General features: G+C 71.7%; 17 protein-coding genes. 3 read left to right on the top strand and 14 right to left on the bottom strand.

Features of this window, described 5'->3' with window-relative positions; translation table 11 throughout:
* Positions 1-75: 75 nt before the first annotated feature.
* The 6 genes from BMW85_RS15100 to BMW85_RS15080 all read right to left on the bottom strand — a co-directional run bounded on the left by BMW85_RS15100 (position 76) and on the right by BMW85_RS15080 (position 5,426).
* The gene (locus BMW85_RS15100; RefSeq protein WP_091081663.1) at positions 76-2,211 is read right to left on the bottom strand and encodes a peptidase domain-containing ABC transporter; all 2,136 of its coding nucleotides are present in this window, start codon (positions 2,209-2,211) and stop codon (positions 76-78) included.
* A complete protein-coding gene (locus BMW85_RS15095) occupies positions 2,208-2,396 on the bottom strand; it encodes a hypothetical protein (RefSeq protein WP_091081661.1) in 189 nt (62 codons plus the stop codon). The genes BMW85_RS15100 and BMW85_RS15095 overlap by 4 nt, the downstream gene beginning before the upstream one ends.
* Positions 2,393-3,394, bottom strand: coding sequence for a TIGR04500 family putative peptide maturation system protein (locus tag BMW85_RS15090; protein ID WP_091081659.1), 1,002 nt, complete (start codon positions 3,392-3,394; stop codon positions 2,393-2,395). Before BMW85_RS15090 ends, BMW85_RS15095 begins: the two co-directional genes overlap by 4 nt.
* Positions 3,391-4,350 carry an MvdC/MvdD family ATP grasp protein gene (locus BMW85_RS15085; RefSeq protein WP_091081658.1) on the bottom strand — a complete coding sequence of 320 codons (960 nt, stop codon included), beginning with the start codon at positions 4,348-4,350 and terminating at the stop codon, positions 3,391-3,393. The genes BMW85_RS15090 and BMW85_RS15085 overlap by 4 nt, the downstream gene beginning before the upstream one ends.
* 51 nt (positions 4,351-4,401) lie before the next feature.
* Positions 4,402-4,557: a hypothetical protein gene (locus BMW85_RS49570; RefSeq protein WP_177240687.1), complete on the bottom strand. Its 156-nt coding sequence runs from the start codon at positions 4,555-4,557 to the stop codon at positions 4,402-4,404.
* Positions 4,558-4,724: 167 nt separating this feature from the next.
* Entirely contained in the window at positions 4,725-5,426 is a 702-nt protein-coding gene (locus BMW85_RS15080; RefSeq protein WP_218155787.1) for a trimeric intracellular cation channel family protein, read from the bottom strand.
* Between the two features lie 135 nt (positions 5,427-5,561).
* Here BMW85_RS15080 and BMW85_RS15075 point away from each other — a divergent pair, with 135 nt between their 5' ends.
* Positions 5,562-6,809 carry an amidohydrolase gene (locus tag BMW85_RS15075; RefSeq protein WP_091081654.1) on the top strand — a complete coding sequence of 416 codons (1,248 nt, stop codon included), beginning with the start codon at positions 5,562-5,564 and terminating at the stop codon, positions 6,807-6,809.
* 10 nt (positions 6,810-6,819) lie between these two features.
* Here BMW85_RS15075 and BMW85_RS15070 read toward each other — a convergent pair whose 3' ends face one another.
* Positions 6,820-7,227, bottom strand: a complete 408-nt coding sequence (locus BMW85_RS15070; RefSeq protein WP_091081652.1) for an SHOCT domain-containing protein — start codon at positions 7,225-7,227, stop codon at positions 6,820-6,822.
* Between the two features lie 155 nt (positions 7,228-7,382).
* On the opposite strand from BMW85_RS15070, the gene BMW85_RS15065 reads away from it, so the two are divergent.
* Positions 7,383-8,510 carry an AI-2E family transporter gene (locus tag BMW85_RS15065; RefSeq protein WP_245774797.1) on the top strand — a complete coding sequence of 376 codons (1,128 nt, stop codon included), beginning with the start codon at positions 7,383-7,385 and terminating at the stop codon, positions 8,508-8,510.
* A gap of 25 nt (positions 8,511-8,535) precedes the next feature.
* Here BMW85_RS15065 and BMW85_RS15060 read toward each other — a convergent pair whose 3' ends face one another.
* Positions 8,536-9,063: a DUF7144 family membrane protein gene (locus BMW85_RS15060; protein WP_218155786.1), complete on the bottom strand. Its 528-nt coding sequence runs from the start codon at positions 9,061-9,063 to the stop codon at positions 8,536-8,538.
* 198 nt (positions 9,064-9,261) lie between these two features.
* Here BMW85_RS15060 and BMW85_RS15055 point away from each other — a divergent pair, with 198 nt between their 5' ends.
* Complete coding sequence (locus tag BMW85_RS15055; protein ID WP_091081651.1) at positions 9,262-10,677, top strand: MFS transporter; 1,416 nt, start codon at positions 9,262-9,264, stop codon at positions 10,675-10,677.
* Here BMW85_RS15055 and BMW85_RS15050 read toward each other — a convergent pair.
* The 6 genes from BMW85_RS15050 to BMW85_RS51920 form a co-directional block, all read right to left on the bottom strand.
* Positions 10,616-12,454 (bottom strand): glycoside hydrolase family 15 protein, encoded by a 1,839-nt coding sequence (locus BMW85_RS15050; RefSeq protein WP_091081649.1) that lies wholly within the window; start codon positions 12,452-12,454, stop codon positions 10,616-10,618. The two genes, BMW85_RS15055 and BMW85_RS15050, sit on opposite strands and share 62 nt — an antisense overlap.
* Positions 12,454-13,593, bottom strand: coding sequence for a PP2C family protein-serine/threonine phosphatase (locus BMW85_RS15045; protein WP_091081648.1), 1,140 nt, complete (start codon positions 13,591-13,593; stop codon positions 12,454-12,456). The genes BMW85_RS15050 and BMW85_RS15045 overlap by 1 nt, the downstream gene beginning before the upstream one ends.
* A 123-nt stretch (positions 13,594-13,716) precedes the next feature.
* Positions 13,717-15,870 carry an NACHT domain-containing protein gene (locus tag BMW85_RS15040; protein WP_091081646.1) on the bottom strand — a complete coding sequence of 718 codons (2,154 nt, stop codon included), beginning with the start codon at positions 15,868-15,870 and terminating at the stop codon, positions 13,717-13,719.
* Complete coding sequence (locus tag BMW85_RS15035) at positions 15,840-16,934, bottom strand: alpha/beta hydrolase family protein (RefSeq protein ID WP_218155784.1); 1,095 nt, start codon at positions 16,932-16,934, stop codon at positions 15,840-15,842. The genes BMW85_RS15040 and BMW85_RS15035 overlap by 31 nt, the downstream gene beginning before the upstream one ends.
* A gap of 69 nt (positions 16,935-17,003) precedes the next feature.
* Positions 17,004-17,408, bottom strand: coding sequence for a hypothetical protein (locus tag BMW85_RS15030; RefSeq protein ID WP_091081643.1), 405 nt, complete (start codon positions 17,406-17,408; stop codon positions 17,004-17,006).
* A 7-nt stretch (positions 17,409-17,415) separates the two neighbouring features.
* A complete protein-coding gene (locus BMW85_RS51920; RefSeq protein WP_143082287.1) occupies positions 17,416-24,381 on the bottom strand; it encodes an RHS repeat-associated core domain-containing protein in 6,966 nt (2,321 codons plus the stop codon).
* Between the last annotated feature and the right edge of the window lie 11 nt (positions 24,382-24,392).

Genomic DNA, 24,392 nt, shown 5'->3' with positions numbered 1-24,392 from the left:
ACACTCCCCATCTGCCCCTCTCGCCTTGCCGACACCCCTGATCAGGTAAACGTTCCCCCATATCCTCACCCTGGATCAGACCGCCGACCGGGCCAGGTCGGAGAGGGTCGCGTAGCGGCCGCCGGATCGCATCAGCTCGTCGTGGGTGCCCCGTTCGGCGACCTGGCCGGCCTCGATGACGAGGATCTGGTCGGCGTCGCGTACGGTGCTCAGCCGGTGGGCGATCACGACGCGGGTCAGCGGCAGGGCCGCGAGGTTGCGCTCGATGGCCGCCTCGGCCACGGTGTCGAGGTGGCTGGTGGCCTCGTCGAGCAGCAGGATGCGCGGCTCGGGCAGCAGGGCCCGCGCGAGGGCGATCCGCTGCCGCTGGCCGCCGGACAGGCCGCCGCCCTCGGCGAGCATCGTCTCGTACCCCATGGGCATGGCCATGATGTCGTCGTGGACGTGCGCCAGCCTGGCGGCGGCCACGATCCGCTCCAGCGGGGCGCCGGGGACGGTCAGGGCGATGTTCTCCCTGATGGTCCCGGTGAACAGGTGCGGGTCCTGGGTGACCACGCCGAACCGGCCGCGCAGCCAGCGCGGGTCCAGGTCGCGCGCGGGCGTCCCGTCGTAGCGGAGCTCGCCCTCGACCGGCTCGTACAGGCCGAGCAGGATCCTGCCGAGGGTGCTCTTGCCCGAACCCGAGCTGCCCACCAGCGCGACCTTCTGCCCTGGGGCGATCCTCAGCGTGACGTTCCTGAGCGTCCAGGGCGAACGGGGGTCGAAGCGGAACCCGACGCCGCTCAGCGTCACCTCGCCGCGCAGCGGTGGCCGCGCGCCGCCGGTGCGTTCCGGCTCGGCCTCGATGATGTCGGCGAGCCGCTCGACGTGTGCTCCGGCCTCCTGGAGCTCCTGGAGGCTGGTCAGCAGCGAGGTCAGCGGGGTGAGCGCGGAGACGGCGAGCGCGTTGAGCGCGAGCATCGTGCCGAGGCTCAGCCCGCCGTCGAGCACCCGGACCGTGCCCACGAGCAGCAGCAGCGCGGGAGCGAGGATCCTGATGGCGGACAGGACCGAGTCCAGGAGCCCGCGGGTCAGGCCCAGGCGCAGGTCGGCGTTCATCTGGGAGGTGAACATCGCCGACCACCGCTCGACGGCACGCCGTTCCGAGCTGGACGCCTTGATCGACTCGATGCCCTGGATGGACTCGATGAGGCGGCCCTGGGTCGTGGCGGCGGCGGTCAGCCCGCGCCCGGTGAGGTCGGCGATCCGTCGCCGGGTGAGCAGCAGCAGGACGACCTGGACGGCCGCCATCGCGGCCAGGCACCCGCCGAGCAGGGGGTCGCGCACCAGTACGAGGACCATGAGCACCACGGCCAGCGGGCCGTCGAGGAGGGCCGACAGCACCTGGCCGGACAGCATGGCTCTCAGGCTGGCCGCGCTCTGCGTGCTCATGACCAGGTCGCTCGCCCCGCGCAGGGTGAAGTACCCGTAAGGCAGCGAGAACAGCCGGCCGACTACCCCGCCCGTGAACTCCGTGTCGGCCCGTGCCCGCAGCATGAGCAGCACGGCCGTACGCAGGTAGTTGAGCATCCCCTGGATCAGCACCACGATCGGCAGGCCGACGACGAGGACGCGCAGCAGATACCGGTCGCCGCCGGGCAGCACCTCGTCGACGACGAGCCCGGACAGCAGGGGCAGCACGAGCGCGGCCACCTGCAGGAGCAGCGAGGCGAGCAGCGCCTGGACGAGCAGGCCGCGGTGGCGGACGAGCAGGGCGCGCAGGAGGTTCGCGCGCCACGGGCGCCGTTCGGGCCCCTGGGCGTTGAAGTCCGGGCCCGGCTCGAAGGCCAGCACGACCCCGGTGAACCCGAGGTCGAACTCCTCCGGCGTGAGCCGGCGCCGCCCGGAGGCCGGATCGACGACCTCGACGACGTCCGGGCGCCAGCGCTCGACGACCAGGAAGTGGTTGAACTCCCAGTGCACGACGAACGGCCCCGGCACCGAGCCGAGCCGCTCGGGCGCGATCGACAGCGCCTTGGCGCGCAGGCCGTACGACTTGGCGGCCTCGACGATCGCGAAGGCGGTCAGCCCGTCCCTGGACACCTGGACGTCCGCGACCACCTCGCGCACGCTCGCGCGGCGCCCGTGGTGCCCGAGCACCATCGCCAGGCAGGCCGCGCCGCAGTCGGCCATGGTGTTCTGCCTCAGCACGGGCACCCTGGCCCGTCTCATCGCGGGTCACCGAGCGCGGGAAGGACGCCGAGCAGCACCACGATCGCCAGCGCCAGCGCGAGCAGGCCCACGTACGTCCACAGCCAGACGAGGAGCGTCCTGGAGACGCGGTAGGGGCGCTCGACGTGCCGCCGGACGCCCTGATGGTGGTGGACCGCCTTCTCCCGGTACGGAAGCGAGCTCACCCGCCGGCCGTCCGTTCCGCGATCCCCCAGAACCACTCGATCTTGGCCGCGTTCCTGCGTTCGTCGATCCATTCGCTGAAGATGCGGCGTTCGACGAGGTCGCGTACGGTCGCGTCGAGCACGGCCGGCTCCACCGCGAGGACCTTGACCAGCAGGTGCCCGCCCTCAACAGGGAACGGCCCGGCGACCGTCCCCGGAGGGGCTCCGAAGATCCGCTCCGCCGTCTCCCCGTCGAGGTCGCCCCGGCGGACGGTGGCGAACACCTCGCCCGGACGGGCACTGCCGTCGGCGAAGGCCCGCTCGACCGCGCCGAGGAACCCTGCCGCGTCGGGCACGGCGGCCGGCTCGGTGACGAACACCGCCCGCGCGACACGGGCCACGTCGAGCTGCGCTCCGTGTTCGGCGAACCAGTCCTCGACCCGCCCCTCGGCCACGCGCGAGCGGAGCGCGGCCACGGCGGCCTCCAGGGCGACCAGCTCCTCCAGCTCCCGGTGTGAGATGCGGTTGCGCTCCATCCAGGCCCGGGTCGCCTCCCCGGTCAGCAGGCCGCGGGCGCGGCGGAAGGCGTCCATCGCCTCCTGGAGTGCGGCGTCGCTCAGCGGTTCGCGGGTCTCCTCCAGCTCCTCGCGTACGAGGCTGTCGGCGACGAGCCGGTCGGCCAGCGCGGACTCGTCCCAGATGAAGTCCAGGCAGGCGATCGCCCTGGCGACCGGCGTCTCGACGCCGTTGACCCGCAGCAGCAGGTGCTCGCCCGCGCGGTGCACGCCGCGCAGCGGCCACGGCAGGGCCCGCTCGGCGCACCGGGACAGCGAGATCGTGGCGCCGTCGCCGTCCTTGATGAGCAGGGCGTGGTGCAGCGACCCGTCGAACTCCTCGCGCTGGGCCACCAGCCGCGTCCGGACCCGCGGGTACGCCGCGCGGAACCCCTCCAGGCCGCGCTCGGGCTCCCCCGAGCTGAGCAGGCCGACCGCGTCGGCGAGCATCGGCCCGTACGTCATCGCTTCACTCCGCTCTTGAGCAGCTCACCGATCGCCGCGCTGATGGGCAGCCCGGTCGCGTCCTCGATCCACAGGAACTGGCCGTTGGGGTTGATCTCCAGGAAGACGTGCCGGCCGTCCGGCGTGAGGATCAGGTCGATCGCGCCGTAGGACAGTCCGAGCCGTCCGACGAGCTCCAGGCAGCGCCGGGAGACCTCGTCCGGCAGGTCGTGCGCCAGGATGGGGGTGGCGCCGGGGTCGTAGTGCCGCCAGTCGTAGCGGGTGTGGTTGCTGACCTGCGAGTGGATCTCGGCCGCGAAGAGCTCGCCGCCCACCACCGTCACCCGCACCTCGACCCGCTTGGGGACGTACGCCTGGACGATGACCGGGCACAGGCGCAGGGCGTCGGCGTGACCGAGGTCCGCCGGGGTCACGGGCGCCGCGAACCGCCCGAACCGCTCACCGCCCGCCTCCAGCTGATTGCCGTGCACGGGCTTGGTGATCACCCGGCCCTCGTGCTGGACGTAGAAGTCGAGGAAGCGCTCGGGGTCGTTCGTGATCAGCGTCGCGGGCAGGTCGAAGCCCAGCCGCCTGGCCACTTCGAGCTGGTACGGCTTGCGCCCCGCCCGGTCGATGACCGGCCTGGACGCGGGGACCGTCAGGCAGCCCAGGCCGTCCCACAGGCTCTCGACCATGACCCGGCACTCCTCCTCGACGTGCTCGCGGGCGACGGTCGAAGGGTGGGCCACCGGATTCCCCGGGCGGCGGTACCAGACCGCGGTCAGCTCGTCGAGGACGAGACGGCGCCCGCCGTGGCCGAGGATCCGGACGGTCGAGCCGTCCCCCGGATGGCCGATCTCCAGGGTCGCGGCGGCGGGGAACCGCGCGGGGTCGAAGACGGTGACGTCCGCCCCGGCGAGCGTCCCCACGACGCGCTCGGCGTGCTCGTCTCCGTCGCAGGTCAGTACGAGGATCATCAATATGGTTCCGGTCGGGGGGCGCGACCAGGCCGTGCCCCCCGCGGCTGACTAGTTGCTGTCGCCGGAGGTGTGCGTGTGGCCACCGCAGATCACGATGACCTGGCTCTTGGCGCCGCCGCTCACCTGGAGCAGCTGGCCCTCGTCGAGCTCAGCGCCCAGCGCCGCGATGTCGTCAAGGCTGGTACGCGTCTTCCCCGTGCTCATTCGTCATCCTTCTTGTCCGCATGGGGAGCCGGATGCGCCCCATCGCGAGGAGCACGTTAGGGAGACGGCAGGCAGGGCGTCGTCCGTCGCATGGGTGATCATCTGTCATCCTGCAGACGGAGCCCGGCGGCCGGGCGGGCGCCCGCCTCCGCGCACTCGTCGCCGTCTTACTCGTCGCCGTCCCCGCGCCGGTCGCGGCGGCGGCGGAGGGGCGGGGGGCGGATGGCCTTGCCGAGGACGTCGCGGGCCTCCCAGCCGACGCCGCCGGGCAGCTCCCACCCCCGCCGGTAGGCGACCAGCCGCAGCACGGTGCCCGCGACGATCGCCACGGGGGTGCCCACCGCGACGGGCACGCCGAGCGCCGTGCAGATCACCTGCAGGGCCGCGACCAGGGCCGCGACCGACGCGTACAGGCCGTTGCCGCCGAAGACGACCGGGACGCGCTGCACCAGCAGGTCGCGCGTGGCGCCGCCGCCGACGGCGGTGATGGTGCCCAGCAGGATCGCCGGGAGCCAGGAGAGCCCGGCGGCCAGCGTCCGTTGCGCCCCTGCCACGGCCCACACGCTCAGCGCGATCGCGTCCAGGACGTAGAAGATCCGGGTCCATTCCCGTTCGCTGAACTTCAGCAGGAACGCCACCCCGGCGCCGGCCAGCGCGATCGGGATGTAGAGGGGGTTGGTCAGGGCCAGGGGCGGCCCGTGCTGGAGCAGCACGTCGCGGATCATCCCGCCGCCCAGGCCGGACACCACGCCGATCACGACGTACCCGAACAGGTCGAGCTCCCTGCGGCGGGCCACCGAGCCGCCGAGCAGGCTGTTGATGAACACCCCGACCAGGTCCAGCACCGTCGTGATCGTCTCGACCCGCACAGGCAGGAGCCTAGGGACGCCCACGCGGGAACCGGCGCCGGTCCGCCCCCGGATGGGGGAACGTTTGCGCCCGTCTGGACTACTCCAGACGGATATCAGGAAAGCATCCGCGGGTGAGGCTGAGGGGAGCGATCGATGTCCGCCGACACCGTGCTGGCCGGGCTTGACGCGATCAGGCCCGACCTAGAGGCGTATTACCGTGACCTGCACGCCCATCCCGAGCTCGGGCACCAGGAGAGACGCACCTCGGCGCGAGTGGCCGAGCGGCTGCGCGCGTACGGGTACGACGTGTCCGACGGCATCGGCGGCACCGGCGTCGTCGGCGTGCTGGCCAACGGCGACGGGCCGTGCGTGCTGTTCCGTGCCGACATGGACGCCCTGCCGATCGAGGAGCGGACCGGCCTGCCGTACGCGAGCACGGCCGTCGGCGATGACGGCGGCCCCGTCATGCACGCCTGCGGGCACGACACGCACGTCACCGCCCTGCTGGGCGCGGCCCGGCTGATGGCGCAGGCCAGGGAGGCGTGGAAGGGCACGTACGTCGCGCTGTTCCAGCCCGCGGAGGAGCCCGGCGACGGCGCCCGCGGCATGATCGACGACGGGCTGACCGGCCGGATCCCGAAGCCCGACGTGTGCCTGGCCCAGCACGTGCTGCCCTATCCGGCGGGCCAGGTGCTCACCCGGCCGGGGCCGGCGCTGTCGGCCGCCGACAACTACCGGATCACCGTGTACGGCCGCTCGGCCCACGGCTCGGCCCCCGACCGGGGCATCGACCCGGTGGTGATGGCCTCGATGCTCGTGGTGCGGCTGCAGACGATCGTCTCCCGCGAGGTCGGCCCGCTCACCCCGGCCGTGCTCACGGTGGGCAGCATCCACTCCGGCGCCAACCCCAACAACATCCCGGAGACGGCCGAGATCCAGCTCAACGTGCGTACGTACGAGGAGGACGTGCGGCGGCGCGTCAGGGACGCGATCGTCAGGATCACCCGCGCCGAGTGCGCCGCCTCGGGCGCTCTCCGCGGGCCCGAGATCGAGCGGTTCGGGGCCTTTCCCGCCACGGTCAACGACGAGGACACGACGCGCAGGGTCGCCGCGGCCTTCTCCGCCTGCTTCGGCGACCGGGCGAAGGTGCTCGATCTCCAGACGGCCAGCGAGGACTTCAGCGAGATCCCGAAGGCGTTCGGCGTGCCGTTCACGTACTGGGGGTTCGGCGGCACGGACCCCGAGCTGTACGCGCGGGCGGCCGAGAGGGGCACGATCGCCACCGACGTCCCCGGCAACCACAACGCCGCCTTCGCCCCGGTCATCCAGCCCACCCTGGACACCGGCGTACGGGCGGCCGTGGTCTCGGCGCTGGCCTATCTGGGGAACGGGGCGGGCTGACCGGCGGGGGTCACACCCCGGCGAGGACCTTGGACTTGGCGCGCTCGTACTCGTCGTCGGTGAGGTCGCCCCGGCGCTTCAGGTCGGCGAGCCTGGCCAGCTCGTCCCCGGTGCCCGAGCCGGTGCCGCCCGTGCCGGCGGCGCTCTCGCGCACGTACGCGCGGAACGCCTCCTCGTTCGCCTGCAGCCGCGCCGTCTCGCGCCGGCCCATGCCCTTGCCGCGGACGATCAGGTAGAGGAGGACCCCCACGAAGGGCAGGAGCACCAGCACGACGGTCCAGCCGGTCTTGCCCCATCCGCTGACGTCGTCGTCACGGAACAGGTCGCCGATGACCCGGAAGAGCAGCATGAACCAGAGGGCCCACATGAAGAACAGGAGCATGGTCCAGAAGAGGTTGAGAAGAGGGTAGTCGCCCATCGCGGCGCTCCTTTCGGCACTAGACCGTTTTGCGCCCTTCAGGGTTTATGCCCGCTTTCCCGGCTCTGCTAGTCCCAACATTCGGCCAATCTTCCGCACCGGGCCAGGCGGTGAAGGCCCAGTTCAAGCGGCCCCACCTTGTACGTTGATGACCGATGGAACCGAGACCCGCGGTGCAGGTGCTGCTCGCGCCCGCGAACATCTGGCGTGCCGGGCTCGTCCTCGCGGCCGTCGTCGCCGCGGCGTTCTTCGTCCGCTTCGTGCTCGTCGACGCGGGATCGCTGATCGCCATGCTGGTGATGGCGTGGTTCCTGTCGCTCGCCATGGAGCCCGCCGTGCGCCGCCTGTCCCGGCGGATGCGCCGCGGCACGGCCACGCTGCTGGTGATGGCGCTGTTCATCCTCACCCTGGCGATCTTCCTCCTGCTGTTCGGCGGCCTGTTCGTCCGGCAGGTCGCGGTGCTGCTGAAGGCGCTGCCCGACGTCATCACCGCCGTCGTCGACTGGGTCAACGCCCGCTTCGGCACGCGCTACGACATCTCCGCCATCCTCGCCTCACTCAACCTGACCCCGCAGCAGGCGGCCTCGTACGCGCAGGGAGCGCTCAACGGCGTCCTCGGCCTGCTGGGGACGGTGGCGGGGACGGTGTTCAACCTGTTCACCCTGGTGCTGCTGACGTTCTACTTCTCGGCCGACGGGCCGGCGCTGCGCCGGTGGATCGCGCAGTTGCTGCCCGGCCGGACCCAGCAGGTCTTCATCAACGTGTGGGACGTCTCCACGGCCAAGACCGGCGGGTACGTCTCCTCCAGGCTCGTCCTCGCCACGATCAACGGCATCGCCTCGGCGCTGGTGTTCCTGGCGATCGGCATGCCGTCCTGGCTCGCGCTCGGGGCGTGGACCGGCCTGGTCGCCCAGCTCGTGCCCACCATCGGCACCTACATCTCCATCGCCCTGCCGGTGGTCGTGGGGCTGGTGTCGCCCCGTCCCTGGATCGGCCTGGCGGCGCTGGTCTGGGGCGTGCTGTACCAGCAGGTGGAGAACCTGACGCTGGAGCCGAAGATCAGCTCGCGGGCCATGGACATCCATCCCGGGGTGTCCTTCGCGGCCGTCATCCTGGGGGCGTCGCTGTTCGGCGCGATGGGCGCGCTGCTGGCCATCCCCGTGGTGGCCATGCTGCACTCGCTGATCGACACGTTCGTCACCCGTCAGGAGCTGCAGGAGCCGGCCGCCGCCACCCGGGTGCCCCCACCGGCCGACCGGAAGAAGCCGCCGCCACCGAAGTGACGCCGGCCTCCTCCGCGAGGGCCGCCTACGGCATGCCCGCTCTGTTGAACGCCTTCATGTCCTTCCCGTACACGGCCAGCGCGTAGATGACGAGGACGTCGAAGACGATGATGATGACGGACCAGAACGGGTAGGCGGGCAGCCAGGCGAAGTTCACGAACGCCTGGATGGCGGCGAGGGTGATCCCGACCACCCGTCCCCAGGTCTTGCCCGACATGACGGCGAGTCCGGCGAGAAAGACGACCACCCCTATGGCGATGTGGAACCATCCCCAGGCCGTGAAGTTGACCGGGACCGCCAGGTTGTTGGGCGTGATGACGTAGAAGCCCCTGTGAAGGAGCCCCACCAGGCCCATCAGCGCCTGGAAGAAGCCCAGGATGATCATGCTGATGCCGGCGAACATCACCCAGCCGAGCCAGCCGCTTGGCTGTGGCTCCCTCGTCACGGGAGCCGTCTCCGCCCGCTCCACCTGACGCTGCTGGGGCACCGCCTCCGAGATGTCCTCCCGGGACACCGGGTGCTGCTGGGTGCGTCCGTAACGTGGTTCTTCCATGATCGGCTCCCTCCGCACGGCGGAGCTTGCGTTCAGCGGTCGAACAGCTCAGGCGCATGCTCGCCGCTCCTGCCCTTGTTTCCTACCCGGGGCCTTTCCCCTTCTTCGCAAATCGCTACAAAAGTGGGCAAATTCCCATGGAGGCTTTTTTGCCTGTTCGCGGCGCTCGCCGGGCCGAGAAAAGGGGACCACGGGAACATGACCCCCGACGCCCAGGCCGTGGCCGCCGCGCCGCGCCGGCCACTGGCGCCGCTCGCCCTCGCCCAGTTCATCTGCAGCTTCGCGGGCTCCAACATGAACGTGATGATCAACGACATAGGCGCGGACCTGAACACGACGGTGCGCGGCGTGCAGGGCACGATCACGCTGTTCCTGCTGGTCATGGCGGTGCTCATGATCCCCGCCAGCAAGCTGACCGACCGCTGGGGCCGCAAGCGGTGCTTCCTGACGGGCCTCGCCATGTACGGGGCCGGCGCCCTGATCAGCGCGTTCTCCCCCGGTCTCGGCGTGCTGATCCTCGGCAACTCGCTGCTGGAGGGGGTGGGGACGGCGCTGCTGATCCCGCCGGTCTACATCCTCGCGACGATGGCGTACGACGACCTCCCCTCACGCGCCAGGGCCTTCGGCCTGATCAGCGGGATGGCCGGGGTCGGAGCGGCGGCGGGCCCGCTGATCGGCGGGTTCATCGCCACGGCGATCGACTGGCGGGCCGCGTTCCTCTTCCAGGCGGCCGTCGTCGCGTTGATCGTCCTCCTCAGCCGCCGGCTCGTCGATCCCGTGGCCCCGGATCCGGCCCGCCCCTTCGACGTCGCGGGAGCGGTCCTGTCCGCGACCGGCATGTTCTTCGTGGTGTTCGGGATCCTCCAGGCCGGCGCCGACACCACGCTGCTGGTGGTGTTCCTCGCCGTGGGCGCCGTCCTGCTGGCCTGGTTCTTCCTGCACATCCGCTCCCGTGAGCGCGCGGGGAAGGAGCCGCTGCTGTCGACGGGGCTGTTCCACGACCGTACGTCCAACCTCGGCCTGGTCACCCAGAACATGCAGTGGCTGATCCTCATGGGTACCTCGTTCACCGTCTCCGTCTTCCTCCAGACGGTCCGGGGCTACAACGCGATCCAGACCGGCGTCATCTTCACCGCGGCGACCGTGGGCGCTCTCGTCTCCTCGCTGGCGGCGGAACGGCTCGCCAGGAGGCATACGCAGAAGACGCTGATCGTGGCCGGTTTCGCCATGACCGTGGCGGGGGTCGTGGTGCTGCTCGTCCTGGTCGGGGCGGCGTCGAGGGTCATCGCCTTCACGCCGGGACTGCTGCTGATCGGCCTGGGCGTGGGCGTGATGCTGACCCCGTCGGTCAACGTCGTGCAGTCCAGCTTCCCGGAGGGACTGCAGGGCGAGATATCCGGGTTGTCGCGCAGCGTCTCCAACCTCGGCTCGTCGTTCGGCACGGCGATCGTCGGAACGATGCTCATCGCCAGGGCGGCCGAGGGGAACCGGGCCTACGCGCTCGCCATGGTCGCTCTGGCGATCTTCGCCCTGATCGGACTCGCCGCCGCCGTCAGCCTCCCCGGGTCTCCACGCGGTCGAGCTGCTCGTCCAGAGCCATGGCCGCGGCGATGAGCGCCAGGTGGGTGAACGCCTGCGGGAAGTTGCCGAGCTGCTCCCCCGACGGGCCGATCTCCTCGGCGAACAGGCCGACGTGGTTGGCGTAGGTGAGCATCTTGTCGAAGGCGTAGCGGGCCTGCTGCAGCCGGCCGGCTCGGGCCAGGGCCTCGACGTAGAGGAAGCTGCACAGGTTGAAGGTCCCCTCGCTGCCGCGCAGCCCGTCCGGGGAGGCGTCGGGATCGTAGCGGTAGACGAGACTGTCGCTGACCAGCTCCCGGCCCATGGCGTCGAGGGTGCTCAGCCAGGCCGGGTCGTGGGGGGCGATGAAGCCGGCGCGGGGCATGAGCAGGAGCGAGGCGTCCAGCACGTCGGTGGCGTAGTGCTGGACGAACGCCTGCCGCCGCGGGTTCCAGCCGCGCTCGACGATCTGGTCGAAGACGGCGTCGCGGGCGCCCGTCCAGCGGGCGAGGTCGGCAGGCCGCGAGTAGGCGGAGGCCATGCGGATGCCGCGGTCGAAGGCGACCCAGGTCATCAGGCGGCTGTAGGTGAAGTCCTGGCGTCCGCCACGGGTCTCCCAGATGCCCTCGTCGGGGCGGTCCCAGGCGTCGGCCAGCCAGTCGAGCACCCCGGAGAAGGACCGCCAGCCGTGGATGCCGCCGACCTCCTGGGCCTGCGCCAGGGCGTCGGCGACCTCGCCGTAGATGTCGAGCTGGAGCTGGCTCGCGGCGGCGTTGCCGGCCCGGACCGGCCCGGATCCCTGGTATCCCTCCAGGTTGCCGAGGACCTCCTCGGTCAGGTGCGGGTCCCCGTCGACCCGGTACATGATCTGCAGAGGCTCGCCCGAGGCGGTGTTCCCGGCCTCCAGACGCTCACGCAGCCATGCGCGGAAGGACTGGGCCTCCTCGACGAAGCCGAGGTCGATCAGAGCCCGGACGGACAGGGAGGCGTCGCGGATCCAGGTGTAGCGGTAGTCCCAGTTGCGCTCCCCGCCGATCTGCTCGGGCAGGCCCATCGTGGCCGCGGCGATCGGCGCGCCGGTGGGCGCGTACGTGAGCAGTTTGAGGGTGATCGCCGACCGGTTGACCATGTCCTGCCAGCGCCCCCGGTAGCGGGACGCGCGCAGCCAGTCGTGCCAGAAGGCGCGGCAGGACTCGACGCTGCCGCGTACCTCGTCGGTGGTCAGGAGGGGCGGGGGCCGCTCGCCGGGGCCGCTCGTGGTGGTCAGGGCGACGAAGGCCGTCTCCCCGGCCTGGAGGGTGAGTTCGGCGGTCAGGTCGTCGCCGTCGGGACGCAGCGTGACGGACGGGGTGGCCTGCAGGCGCAGGTCCGTACCGGGGCCGTGGAAGAGGGCCGAGCCGTCGTCGAGGAGGGTGAGGGCGTGCGGCGCCCGCCCGTAGTCGAAGCGGGGGCGGCAGACGAGGGTGAAGGGCAGCGCGCCGCGTACCACCCGGACGACCCGGATCAGCCGGTGCCGACCGGAGGGGCTGCCCGAGGGGTTCGGCTCCATGAAGTCGGCGACCTCCCCCACGCCGTCGGGAGCCATGAAACGGGTGACGAGGACCGCGGTGTCCGACAGGTAGAGCTGCCGGACGGTGACTCCCGCGACGCGTCCGGAATCGACGGAGAGCCGGCAGTATCCGCCGCGTTCGCTGTCGAGGATGGAGGCGAACAGGCTCGGGGAGTCGAACCGGGGCGCGCACCACCAGTCGATCGTGCCGGTCTCGGAGACGAGCGCGACGGTCTGCAGGTCCCCCACCACGCCGTGGTCCGCGATCTGCGGGTACGTGTCCATCAGTGCCTCCATCGTGTCGCCATGGACGCCGGGCGGACCAGACGGTTGGCCGCTCCCACCGGCTCCAGGTCGGTGACGCTCGACGCGCCCGGCGGTTCGGGGGCGGCGGGCAGGGGCAGGCGGCGGATCGCGATCATGGCGGCGTCGTCGCCGAGCCGCCCGCGGGTGTAGACGGTGAGATCGGCGCACACCCGCTTCAGCAGCCCGTCGGGGAACTCCTTCGTCCAGGCGGCGATCCGGTCGGCCAGCGGGTAGAACACGCCCGCGGTGTCGCGCGCCTCGGTGACGCCGTCGGTGTAGAGCAGCAGCAGGTCGCCCTCCTCGAAGCGGAACGAGCAGACGCTGTATCCCTCGTCGCCGAGGTGCCCCAGGCCCAGCGGCGGCGCCGGGCGCTCGCACTCCAGCGGCGTGACCTTGCCGGCGTGCACCAGCAGCGGCGGCGGGTGGCCGCAGTTCACCATGGTGAGCACCGGCTCGTCGTCCGCTATGTCCAGGGTGATCGCGGTCACGAAGCTCTCGTCGTCCGCCTGCCACGTCCCGGCGGACTCGTACGGGTTGAACCCCGCGCTGTCCTCGAGGTCGGCGGCGAGCTCCGGCAGGGACAGGCCCCGGCGCGCGGCCTCGCGGAAGGCGCCGACGAGCGCGGCGGCGTCGGAGATGGCGGGAAGGCCCTTGCCCCGGGCGTCGCCGATGATCAGACGGGTGGCGCCTTCGGTGCGTACGGCCGCGTACAGGTCGCCGCCGATCCGGGCCTCGGCCGCGGCGGCCAGGTAGACGGAGGCCAGCCGGAGCGAGCCGAGCGACTCGGGCAGCGGGCGCAGCAACGCTCGCTGCGCGGCCTCGGCGACCGAGCGCACCTGCACCAGGACCCGCCGCTCGCGGTCCCGGACGAGGCAGAACAGCACCACGAACGCCGAGACCAGGATCATGGCGATGAGCTCCGCCCGCTCGTTCCCGGTGCCCATCAGATGGTGATGGAAGCCGATGATCATCTCGGCCCCGACGGCGAGCAGCCCGATCAGGCCCGTGAACCACGCTCCGGCGAAGGAGGCCGTGATCGCGGGGGCCGCCACCAGCAGGGCGCCGAAGCGGACGGTGCTGGGGGACAACAGGTCGGCAGCCGTGATTATCACGATCATGGCCAGCGGAATCACCGCCAGTGCGTGGTCGCGCAGTGATGGTCGCCCCCACGGATGCGGGTTTCCCCGAAATCCCACGTTTTCTGTCTACCTGTTGCCATCCGGAGGCCGAAAGACGCATGGTCAGCTCTTGGGGAAGGCTTTGATCTCCTCGGCCGGCGGAGCCGGCGCCGCGGCCAGATGGTCCTGGAGCTCACGGTGACGGAACTGGTAGGCGATCCCGGAGATCCGCAGCAGCCCCGCGTCATAACACCAGTGCAGGAAGCGGCCCAGCCGCCACGGCAGCCGGCCTCGCGTCGACAGGAGAAGCCCCAGGTAGCGGCGCGACAGCAGCGGGGACCATGACGCCACGAGCGACATCCCGAACACCGCGCCCGCCGCGACCGCCGTCACGGCCGGGAGCCCGTCCAGCAGCCCGGCGAACCAGATGCCCAGGATGAACCCGAGCCCCGGGCCGAAGGTGAGGGCGTCCACGAGGGTCAGGAGGGCGTCGTTCCTGACGATCATCCGCGCCTCGACGCCCCTGCGAAGACCGGCGGGGCCGTCCTCCCCGCTCCTCCCGCTCGTCATCCCGGCTCCGAACAGGAGGCCGAACACGATCGGCACCCACAGCGGAAGATCGGTGCCGAACTTCAGTACGATCCCCACTCCCGCCAGCGAGCCGCCCGCCGCCGCGAGCACGCCTCCCAGCACGGCGCTCCTGCGGTCACGTACGCCGCGGACCCCGCGGAAGCCGACCTCGTCCGCCGGGGACCACACCTCCCGCCAGGCGCTGAAAGGCTCCTTCAGCAGGCTCAGAGCCACGGTGCCTGGCAGGAGGAGCAGCCCCAGCGCCATCACCGTACGGCCCTGCACCTGGCCGTCAACGACGTCGAGCTGCGAGATCACCAGGACGAAGGCGGCGACGACGACGGCGACCCCGGGAAGACAGGTGGCCAGGGCCACCAGCGCGCCGATGGCCCGCGGGCGGTCTCCGGCCAGCGGCCACAGCTCGTACAGGACGAGATCGGTGCTGGACAGCACACGTCCGTGGAACGGCGGCCGGCTCTCGTTGCGGTGCAGATGACGGGCGAGGACGGCCAGCCAGGCGCGGGTCTGCTCGGCGCTCGGCCCCTTTCCTGCCGGATCCGCCGCGGCCAGGCGGGCGGGGATGAACAGGCCGAGGAGATGCTCCCGTACGGACGGCTCGTCGGGGAACTCCGTGAGGTCCTGCGGGGAGCGCACGTAGCGCCCGGTGAGCGGGTCGCGTTCCTCGTAGACGCTGACCGCCAGGGTCAGCCGCCACGGGGTGGCGAGCGCCCCGGCCAGGACGTGGCCGTCGCGGGTGAGCGCGTCCAGGACCGGCCGCCAGCGGTCCGGGTCCTCCTGGTCGGTGACGGCCTGGATGAACCGCCACGCCTTGTCGCTGGTCACCTCCTCCACGGTGACGCGGGCGACGCCTCGGGGGGCGGCCCGGTCGGCGACCAGGGTGTCGTACTGGTCCGTGCGGCAGGTCACCACCAGGCTGCAGCGCTCCAGCCCGTGCTCGTAGTCCTCCAGCGCGCGCAGGGCGCGGGCGGCCCGCGAGCCGTAGCCCGGCTCGTCGGTCTCGTCCATCTCGTCCAGCCCGTCGATGACGGGCAGGATCCGCTCCGCCTCCACGAGCGTGCGCGCGGTCACCGGCTTCAGGCGGAACGCCGCGGTGAGGTGCCGGGCGAGCGTCTCCCTCACCGGCAGGTCGGGATCCAGGCTCGCCGCCGAGATCCGCACCGGGACGGGGTCGTCCGGCTGCCTGCCGCGGAGCAGCTCCAGGATCAGCTCGATCGCGAGCACGGTCTTGCCCGAGCCCGCCACGCCGGAGATCACGAGTCGCCGAGGCGCCGGAAGTCCGAGGAAGTAGGCGGCCACGTGCCCGAGGTCGCCGGTGGGCGGGGCGGAGACCTGGCCCCCGGTGGGGTGGAACGCGAACTCGACGTCGATGACGGCGTCCTTGCCCTTGCGGCCCAGCAACTGCGCCCGCTGCGCCCTCTCCTCGGCCAGCACCCGCCCGGCCAGCAGGATCGCCGCCGCCTGGGGGTCGGTGTCGGCCAGCCGCCGCGCCTGCCACCACGCGATCACGGTGACCGCGGTGCCGACGAGCGCGAACGCCGCGCCGGCCGGGTCCACGTCGCCTGGATAGCGCTGCCACAGCCGCAGCACGGCCGCGACCAGCACGGCCGTCCCCGCCGCCACGCCCGCCCACGACCACCGGGCCCGCGTGCGCCGGTTCACGCCCGGCAGCCGGTCGGGAGCGCGCATCCGGCCAGGAAGTCGCCGACGAGCCGGTCGTAGCGAGCGCGGTCGACGTTCCACGCCTCCGTGTGGGCGCCGGCGGGGAACGGCTCGAACTGGATCCGCCAGTGCAGCCGCCGGCCGGCCTCGACCAGGCCGTACGCCTCCTGGATCGGGTGGTCGGTGTCGGGAACGGTGTGGATCAGCAGGAGCGGCGGCCTGGTCCCCGGCGGGTGGCGGATCAGGCTGAGCCGGTCGGTGTCGACCCCCGTGCGCCATTCGGTGACCAGGGTCGACAGGCCCGCGACGAAGCCGGGCAGGCCGTTGTTCCTGGCGCCCTGTTCCGCGGTCATCCGTACGTCGATCATGGGTGCGTCCATGATGACCCGGTCGACCAGGCCGGCGAGCGGCGATCTGGCCAGGAACTGGCCGACGATCTGGCCGCCCATCGAGGTGCCGTAGAGGACGAACCGCCGCGCCCCCATCGTCTGGGCGTGCCGCAGGGCGGCCTCCAGGTCGCGCCACTCCGAGTCGCCCAGGTGCAGCAGCCCGTCCGGGGAGGGCGGCGCCCCCTCGTCGTTGCGGTAGCTGACGGCCATGAACGGCAGCCCCAGCCGGTGCACCACGGGAAGGATCTTCAGCTCCGCCTTGCGCCGCCCGTTCTGCCCGTGGACGGCCACCACCCACGTGTCGCCCTTGCCGGGCACCTGCCAGGCCGGCGCGGGCCCGAGCTCGGTCGGCACCATGGTCTCGGTGAAGCCGATCCCCCAGGCGACCTCGGGGTCCCCGGGCGGCACGTTGCCGAAGAAGCCGGGGGTGCCGAGCGACGGCACCGCACCGCGCAGCACCCGGCGCGTCACCCGCCCGGGAGCGCGGGCGACGACGTCGCCCAGCATGGAGTACGCGCCGGTCCACTCCAGCCAGTACGTGCCGGGCTTGCCGGTCTCCGGGGTCTGCTCCAGCGTCACCCGATCACCCTCCACGGCGAGCACCCTGGTGTTGCTCGTGCCGTAGTGGATGACCTTGATTCCCTGGTCACTGCCGTACCACGCCCCCGCCCCCGCCGCCGCGACGAGAGCGACGAGCACCACCACCCCCGCGACTAACGCCTTCCGCCGCCACCGGGGCCGCCTCTCACCGCCTGATGTCATGGACAATGGTCAGCCGAACTCTCCCGAGGAAATCTGGCGATGCGCCAACTCGGGGTGATCGATGGAGCTGGGCTGACCGTAATCCATATCGTCCTCGGCGTAATAGAAGCTTCCCGCAACCACATATCCCGCACCAGGAAAGGCGGACTCGATCGAGAACAGATGAGCCCCGGCCGCGACTTCGACGCCGAGGCTCGACAGCTGTTCCCGTCGGCTGTCTGAGGCGAGGTCAACGGAAATCCATTCGTAACGGCTCCGCAGCTCCATGGCGCTGACAGACCTGAACATCAGATCGACACGCGAGGTCGCGTCTCTCGTGATGTTGCTGCGTAGCAGCAACACGCGATGACTCACCTGATATGACCACAGTTGAAACTGCCTGTCCATGCGCAGCGGAAATTCGATGGCGAGCACCGACCTTTCATGCATAGGGGTTCACCTGCCTGACTCCGCCGATATAGAAATCGATCTTACCCAGGGTGCCGGCGTCGTGGAAGAAGGCGAGCTCCAGATCCGTCGCCCCACCTATCTGACGGGCATTTCTGCTCAACGACTGCCCCACCGCAGAACGGACACCGTTCTCCGCGCCATGCATGTCGTCCAGGACGAACGAGACGCGGAATCCAGGACTCTCGAATTTGAGCAGATTCGCGGCGGTCCAGACCGTTCCTCTCCAGTCCTTGTCGTTCATGAGGTGTTCGGCGCCCTCCCTTTCTGCGGCGAAGGCCTCGGCACGGTGCTCTAGACCGAGCACGATGTGCTGCTCCCCACAGTTGTGGACGAGCAGCGGCGTGGCTCCCGCTGCCGCATAGAAGGTGTGCAGGTCCGCGACGGTGAGGTCGTAGACAGCGGGGTGATCTTCCGTGGGCCTCGTGCCGAGAACCCTGACGATGTCGCCGTCCGGAGTGCGCAGACGGTCGGCGCGCGTCAGCTGGTCCGCGCGGACCCACTCTCGATCCCGGGTGTCCCAGAACAGGTGGTGTTCGGTGGCGAGGATGACGCCGGTGGCGCTGCCCTTCTTGCCGTCGGTGTCGACCGTGATCTGGATGAGATTGAGGTAGCCGACGCCCGAGAAGGCGGCGAGAACCGGCTTCGGCACGGTCCTGCCCGTCAGCGGGTCGGTGGACAGGACCTTGTCGCCGGGCCTGATCCGCTCGATCGCCTTGGTGGTGCCGTCCGCCAGTTTGACCATGGTGCCCGCGGCGAAGCTGTTGCAGCTCGGGCCTGCCCCGGAGGACGCCTTGGGCTTGCCCGCCCTTCTGGCCGCCGCCTTGCCCGCCGCCGCCTTGCCAACCGCGGCGCCGGCGGACTCGCCGCCCTCGGCGGCCGCTCCGCCGCCGCGGCCCAGGGCGTTTCTGGTCCTGCTGGCCGCCTTGCTCGCCGCTCCGGCGACCGCCCTGCCGGTCGCGGTCGTGGCGAGTTTGCCGAGTGCGGCGCCCACTCCCTTGCCGACGCCCCAGCCCGCCGCGCCGGTGACGGCGCCGATCGCCGCGGACTTGACCGCGCCCCCGGCGCTCCACTCGTCGCGTGGGGTCGAGACCAGGTAGCCCGCCAGGTTGCCGGCGGCTCCGCCGGCGGCGGCGCAGCCGATGCTGCCGGCCCCTGCCGTCGCGGCCTCGCAGCCGACCGTGACGACGACCGCGACGGTGACGTTGACGATGGTGGCCTTGTGCTCCTGCCAGATCTTCTTCGCCTTGCAGCCGAAGCTCCACCGGCCGCAGTGCGGCGGGTTGCTCGGCGGGGGAGGCGATGAGTAGCCACCACCACCGCCGCCACCCCCGCCACCGCCGCCGCCCCCACCGCCGCCGCCTCCGCCGCGGGAGGGCGGGTTGCACGGGTTCGACGAGATGATGCCGCACTGGGTGCCGCCGTCGTACATCAGGCCGTCGGGGTCGGAGCCGGTCACCGGGTTGTTGTCGGCGTAGGCGTAGCCGTTCCAGCTCTGCGGGTCGGAGACGTCGAAGACGGGGTCGACGGAGATGAAGCGGCCGGTCTCGGGGTCGTACTCGCGGGCGCCGAGATGGGTGAGGGCGGTGGCCTCGTCGATGACGCCGCCGACGAAGCCCTTCTGGCCGGGCCAGGACGTGGGCGCGAGGCCGCGCTGCTGCCCGAACGGGGTGAAGCGGCGGCGGCTGGTCGTCTGGGTGGCCGTGTCGTCGACGGAGGAGTCGGCGGTGCCGTGGTGGTCGGCGCCGAGCCAGGTCACGCCCTTGCCGGTGCGGGTGGCGATGGTCTGGCCGGCGAAGTCGTAGTAGCGGGTCGCGGTCTTGGCGCCCGTCCTGGCGTCGAGCCGGATCTCCATGCCGGCGACGTACAGGGTGGTGGAGGTGGGGTCGCGGCGGATGAGCCGTTCGCCGCCGGCGGCGTAGACGAAGGTGCTGACGCCGGAGGGGTCGGTCGACTTCGCCAGATGGCCCTCGACGTCCCACTCCAGGACGCGGCCGGAGCCGCGTTCGGTGGTGTTGCCCGCCTTGTCGTAGGTGTAGGTGTCGATCTGGCCGTCGCGCGTCCCGCCCTGGTGCGCGACCGAGGTCAGCGTGTGCGGCTGCGGCTTGCCGGCGCCCGCGTAGGTGTAGGTCTTGGTGACATCGCCCGCCGCCCGGTGCTCGGTCTCCTTGGTGCGGTTGCCGACGGCGTCGTAGGCGAAGGACTGCCAGTACGGCGCGGGCCCGCCGACGACGCCCTGCGACGGCCCGGTGGCGCAGTCGTCCGTGGAGGTCCAGGCGTCGGTGAGGCGTTGCAGCCAGTCCTGGCGGAAGCACTGCGTGTCGGGCGTCTGGCCGGACGGCGTGTCGGCGATCTTGGTGATGTTGCCGGACGGGTCGTAGCTGTAGTGGGTGTCGGCCACCGAGATGGGGGCGGTCTCCCGCTCGAACACCGAGCGGGTGAGCCGGTTGGTGCCCTCCTCGTAGAAGTTGGTCTCCTTGACCCGCTTCAGCCCGGTGCTCATCGTCAGGCTGAGGATCTGCCCGAGCTTGGAGTACGTCGTCGAGGTGACGTAGTTGGTCAGGCCCCGCATCGTGGTCGGGTTGCCGAGCTGGTCGTAGTCGTACAGGAGCGTCTCGCCGAGCAGGCCGCCCGCGGCGGGCAGCACGGTGCGGTGGACGGTGCCGTCGGGGTTGTAGTCGGTCGTGGTCTTGTACGTCCCGGCCAGCCCGCCCTCGGCGGCCGGGATGACGACCTGGGTGCCGGTGGGCCGGTAGGCGTGGTCGAAGCCGGTGACGGCGCTGCTGTAGGCGTCCGTGGCGCCGGTGGCGGCGTTCTTGACGTAGCGGGTGGAGCCGGTGGGCTGGCCCTTGACGACGGTGCCGTCGGGCAGCTTGTCGAACGTCCACTCGGCGAGCTTGGCGCCGGCGGCGGAGGTGCCCGCGTACGCGGCGGTCCTGCGGCCGAGGGCGTCGTAGGTGAGGAACACGCTGGAGCCGCGGGCGTCGGTCACCGTCGTGAGCAGGTCGTTCCTGTCGTCGTAGGTGAGCTTCGCGGTGCCCTTGTCGGGGTCGTCGACCTGGGTCATCCGGCCGCGCAGGTCGTAGTGGTAGGCCCACACGTTGCCGGCGGTGTCGGTGACGGTGGCCGGCCTTCCCGCCCGCGTGTAGGTGTATTTGGTGGCGTCGTAGTCGCCGGTGGGGGCGTCGCCCTTGTACTGGCGGACCTCGACGGTCTCGCCCTGCCCGTTGGTGATCGTGGTGGTGGGGGTGCTCCCCGGCGGCGGGTCGACGCTGATCCGGTCGCCGCCGTACGTGGTGGTGGTGCGCCACTGCTCGGTGCCGCGCCTGCGGAAGATCTGCGCGGTCGGCCACTCCATGCCGTTGTAGACGGTGACGTTCTGGCCGGGGACGTCGTCGTCGCTGCCGGGGACCCACAGGGTGCTGCCTGGGTCGCCCTCGGTGTAGTAGTCGTCGTTCGCCTTGTACACCAGGCCGCGGGTGTCGTAGAAGGTGTCGTTGATCAGCCGGCCGCCGCCGGGGGCGGGCTGCTGGGTCTGCCGGGCGCGCAGCAGGCCGTCGTAGAGGGCGTAGCCGGTCGTGTAGGTCGCGTTGTCGGCGCGCAGGGTCGAGGTGGAGACGGTGGTGGGGCCGTCGGCGCGGATCTGGTAGCCGAACCTCAGGTTCGGGGTGGAGGCGTAGCTCCCCTTGGCGTGGCCGGGCAGCCAGACGCCGGTGAGCCGGCCGAGCGGGTCGTAGGCCAGGTCGGCGCGCTTGCCGTTCGCGTCGGTGGTGGCGGTGGGGAGGCCCCAGGCGGGCTCGACCTCGGTGGTGGTGACGTGGCCGAGCGCGTTGGTCTCCTGCTTGGCGGTGACCAGGCCGGTGGCCGGGGTGTAGGAGGTCTTCGTGGTGGTGCCGTTGGGGTCGGTGACCACCAGCGGGCGGCCGTAGACGTCGAAGGTGGTGGAGCCGGCGGTGACGTACTGCGGGCCGCCGTTCCACGAGCCGAGCTTCTCGGTCCTCGTGACGTCGCCCTTGGACGGCGGCACGCCGAACGCCTTGCCGTCGTAGAACTTGCGCACGTCGGAGGTCACGTCGGCGGGCCGGTCGGGGGTGGCGGCGCACGCCCTGCTGAGGGTCTCGACGCGGCTGGCGTAGGAGAGCATCCAGCGGGCGGTGTCGCGGGCGTACGTGGTGCTGACGCAGCTGTCGTCGTCGGCGGTGGCCTCGTCCCCGAGGTCGTCGACCTGGGTGGGCAGGCCGTCGGTGTTGTAGTCGGTGTCGGTCGTGGTGTACCGCCAGCCGCCCGACGCGAGCGCGGTGCGCGTGCGCTCCTTGTCGGTGCGTACCATGTGCGCGCTGGTCGTGGCCCATGAGCGGACGCGCTGGGCGGTCCGCTTCGTCCAGTAGCCGGTGATCGTGCCGGTCAGAGCGGGCCCGGACGGGCCGTCGTAGTGGATCTCCTCGCGGACGCGGCCCTGCAGGGGGTCGGCGTCGGTCACGGCGGCGCCCGTGGAGTCGGTGACCTTGACGTCCCGTCTGCCGCCGCCGGACAGCTCGTCGCCGTCCATGCCGCGGAAGTAGGTGAACTCGGCCTTCGACCGCTGCTCCCCCGCCGCGCCGCGCAGCACGCGGACCTTGCCGTAGCCGCGCCACTCCGACCAGGTCTTGTACTTCTCCTTGGTCAGCCCGTCGTCATCGTCGTGGTGCCAGGCGCCGCCGCCCAGATACTCGTACGTCTCCAGGACGTCGGGGGCGCCGCCGGTGCGGTCGATCTGCTGGATCTGGGTGACGACGTACTTGTGGAACCAGTCGGGCTTGGGCGAGGTGGCGCCCTCCGGGGACCAGTACTGCGGGTAGCAGCGGCGGGTGTTGGAGTCCGGCGCGGGGGTGTTGCCCGCGGTGCAGTCCTCGCCGGAGTACGTGACGGACAGGGCGCCGCCGGTCTCGTTGTCGATCGCCGAGATCCGCCACTTGGTCAGCGGCGGCCGTCCCTCCAGGGCGTCCACCCGGTTGGGCCGCTGCACGCCGGCGAACCTCACCGCCGGCAGCGACGCGGCCCCGCCGACCTTGCCGGTGTGCTGGATCCCGGCCAGCCAGAGCCCCGCCGCCGTGCCGTCGCCGGGCGCGCGCATCTGCTGGTCCAGCGTCCAGGTGTCGACGTTCCTGTACGCGCTCCCCGACAGCACCTGGGTGGTGACGGACGCCAGCCGCTTACGGGTCCAGAACGTGGGCGAGTAGCGGTCGAGGCACTTGTCGCCCGCGTCGCAGCTCTGGTCGTAGGGGACGTCCGGCCAGTACTTGGCGTTGTCCTTGGTGAACTTGCCCTCGGCGCAGTCGAAGGACGACGTCGGGACGCAGCGTTCCTTGGCGTCGAAGACGACCCGGGCGGGGGCGGACGAGGTGAAGATCGCGTCCGAGCGCTGGCCGTAGTCGATGCGCTTGAGGTAGCCGCCGCGGTCGTAGCGGGTGGGCGTGCCGTTGGGGACGCCGTCGGTCAGGGTGGTGACGTCGCGGCGGTAGTAGTTGGACTCCTTGCCGTACCAGAAGGTGCTGACGGTGCCGTGCGGGTCCACGACGTAGTCGAGGTTCCATCGCCACGCCTGCTGGCACCAGGAGTCGGAGAAGGAGCTCTTGTGGCAGGGCTCGCCGTCGTCGTCGCCGAACACCGGGACGGTCCACGTGGACTGCGTCTCGGCCTGGCCGTCGCCCCAGCCGGGCAGGTGGTTGCGGCCGAAGTAGTACTGGGTGCCGTCGGGGGTGGTGACGCGCCAGTGCTCGCCGTCGAGGTCGCCGTTGTCCGCGCCCGACAACTTCTCGATCCTGGAGCCGTCGTCGTCCTTCGGCTGCCAGGTGCCGGTCGCGTCGTCCAGGATCAGCTCGGTGGCCTGGCCGTTCAGCGACAGGGTGGCGTTGTGGTTGCCCCAGCACTGGTCGTTGCGCTTGGGGGTCACGCCGTCGTCGGCGCACGCCTTGTAGCGGCGCTCGATGAAGCCGGGCCAGTAGTCGAAGCCCTCGCCGATCCAGGACGCCTGGTTGTTGGTGGCCACCGTGCGGCCGTCGACGCTGCCCGAGGAGTAGACGAAGCCGACGTTGGGGGTCGGCCCGCCCGGGGTCGGGGGCAGCCGGAGCGGATAGGACCAGGTGAACGCGCCGCTCTGGTTGCTGACGCTCCAGGTCGCCGACGGCGACAACGACGTGGCCTCGTACGTGCCGGCCGCGCCCGACGGGGCCGCCTCGGCCGCCAGCGTGGTCGTCGCGGCCCCGGTGAGGTCGACGTCGGCGGCCAGCCGGCCGGTTTTGACGTCGTTGCGGGTGGGGAGCGGCGTCCTGGTCTGGCAGCGGGGCAGGTCGGGCGTGGTGGCCGCGCAGGCGGGCAGCCGGACCAGGCGCAGGCGGGAGGCCCAGTCGCCGCCGTAGGCGTAGCGGAAGCCCGAGTAGTCGACCTCGACCGTCGTGCGGGCCTCGCCAGGCGGCGGGGTCTGCGGGGTGAGCTGGAGGCCGAGGCCCGCGATGCGGGACCGGCCGGCGGTGGCCGCGTCCAGCGTCCGGACCTGGACGGCGGGGGCGGGCCGCGCGGCGGCCAGGGATTCACCTCCGGCGCCCGCCGCCTGGCTCAGCCAGACCGGCAGGTCACCGGCCCGCACCGGCCGCCCGCCGCCCGGCTGTCCGGAAGAGGCGGCGGCGCTGGCGGCGGCGGGGGCCGGGGGCTGGACCACCGCTGTGCCTGCGCGGGGCCAGGCCACGGCCGGTGGGGCCTTCAGGTCGTACGCGGCACCGGGGTCCGTCAGTGGCGCGCGTGCCTTGACGGCGTGGCCGGGCACCGGACGCTGCTCCTGGACCTGCTGCCAGGCCGGATCGCCGCCGGTGGCCCGGGCGGCGACCGGCGCGGTCAGCGTCACCGGCAGCGCGACGGCCAGGACGGCGGCCAACTGGGTCCAGCCTCGCTGTGAACCGGGCACGGCTTTCCTCC

Origin of the sequence: Nonomuraea wenchangensis, assembly GCF_900111685.1 — a bacterium.
GTDB lineage: Bacteria > Actinomycetota > Actinomycetes > Streptosporangiales > Streptosporangiaceae > Nonomuraea > Nonomuraea wenchangensis.
The sequence above is the reverse complement of the archived record's forward strand: the minus strand, read 5'-3'. Positions and strand labels throughout refer to the sequence as shown.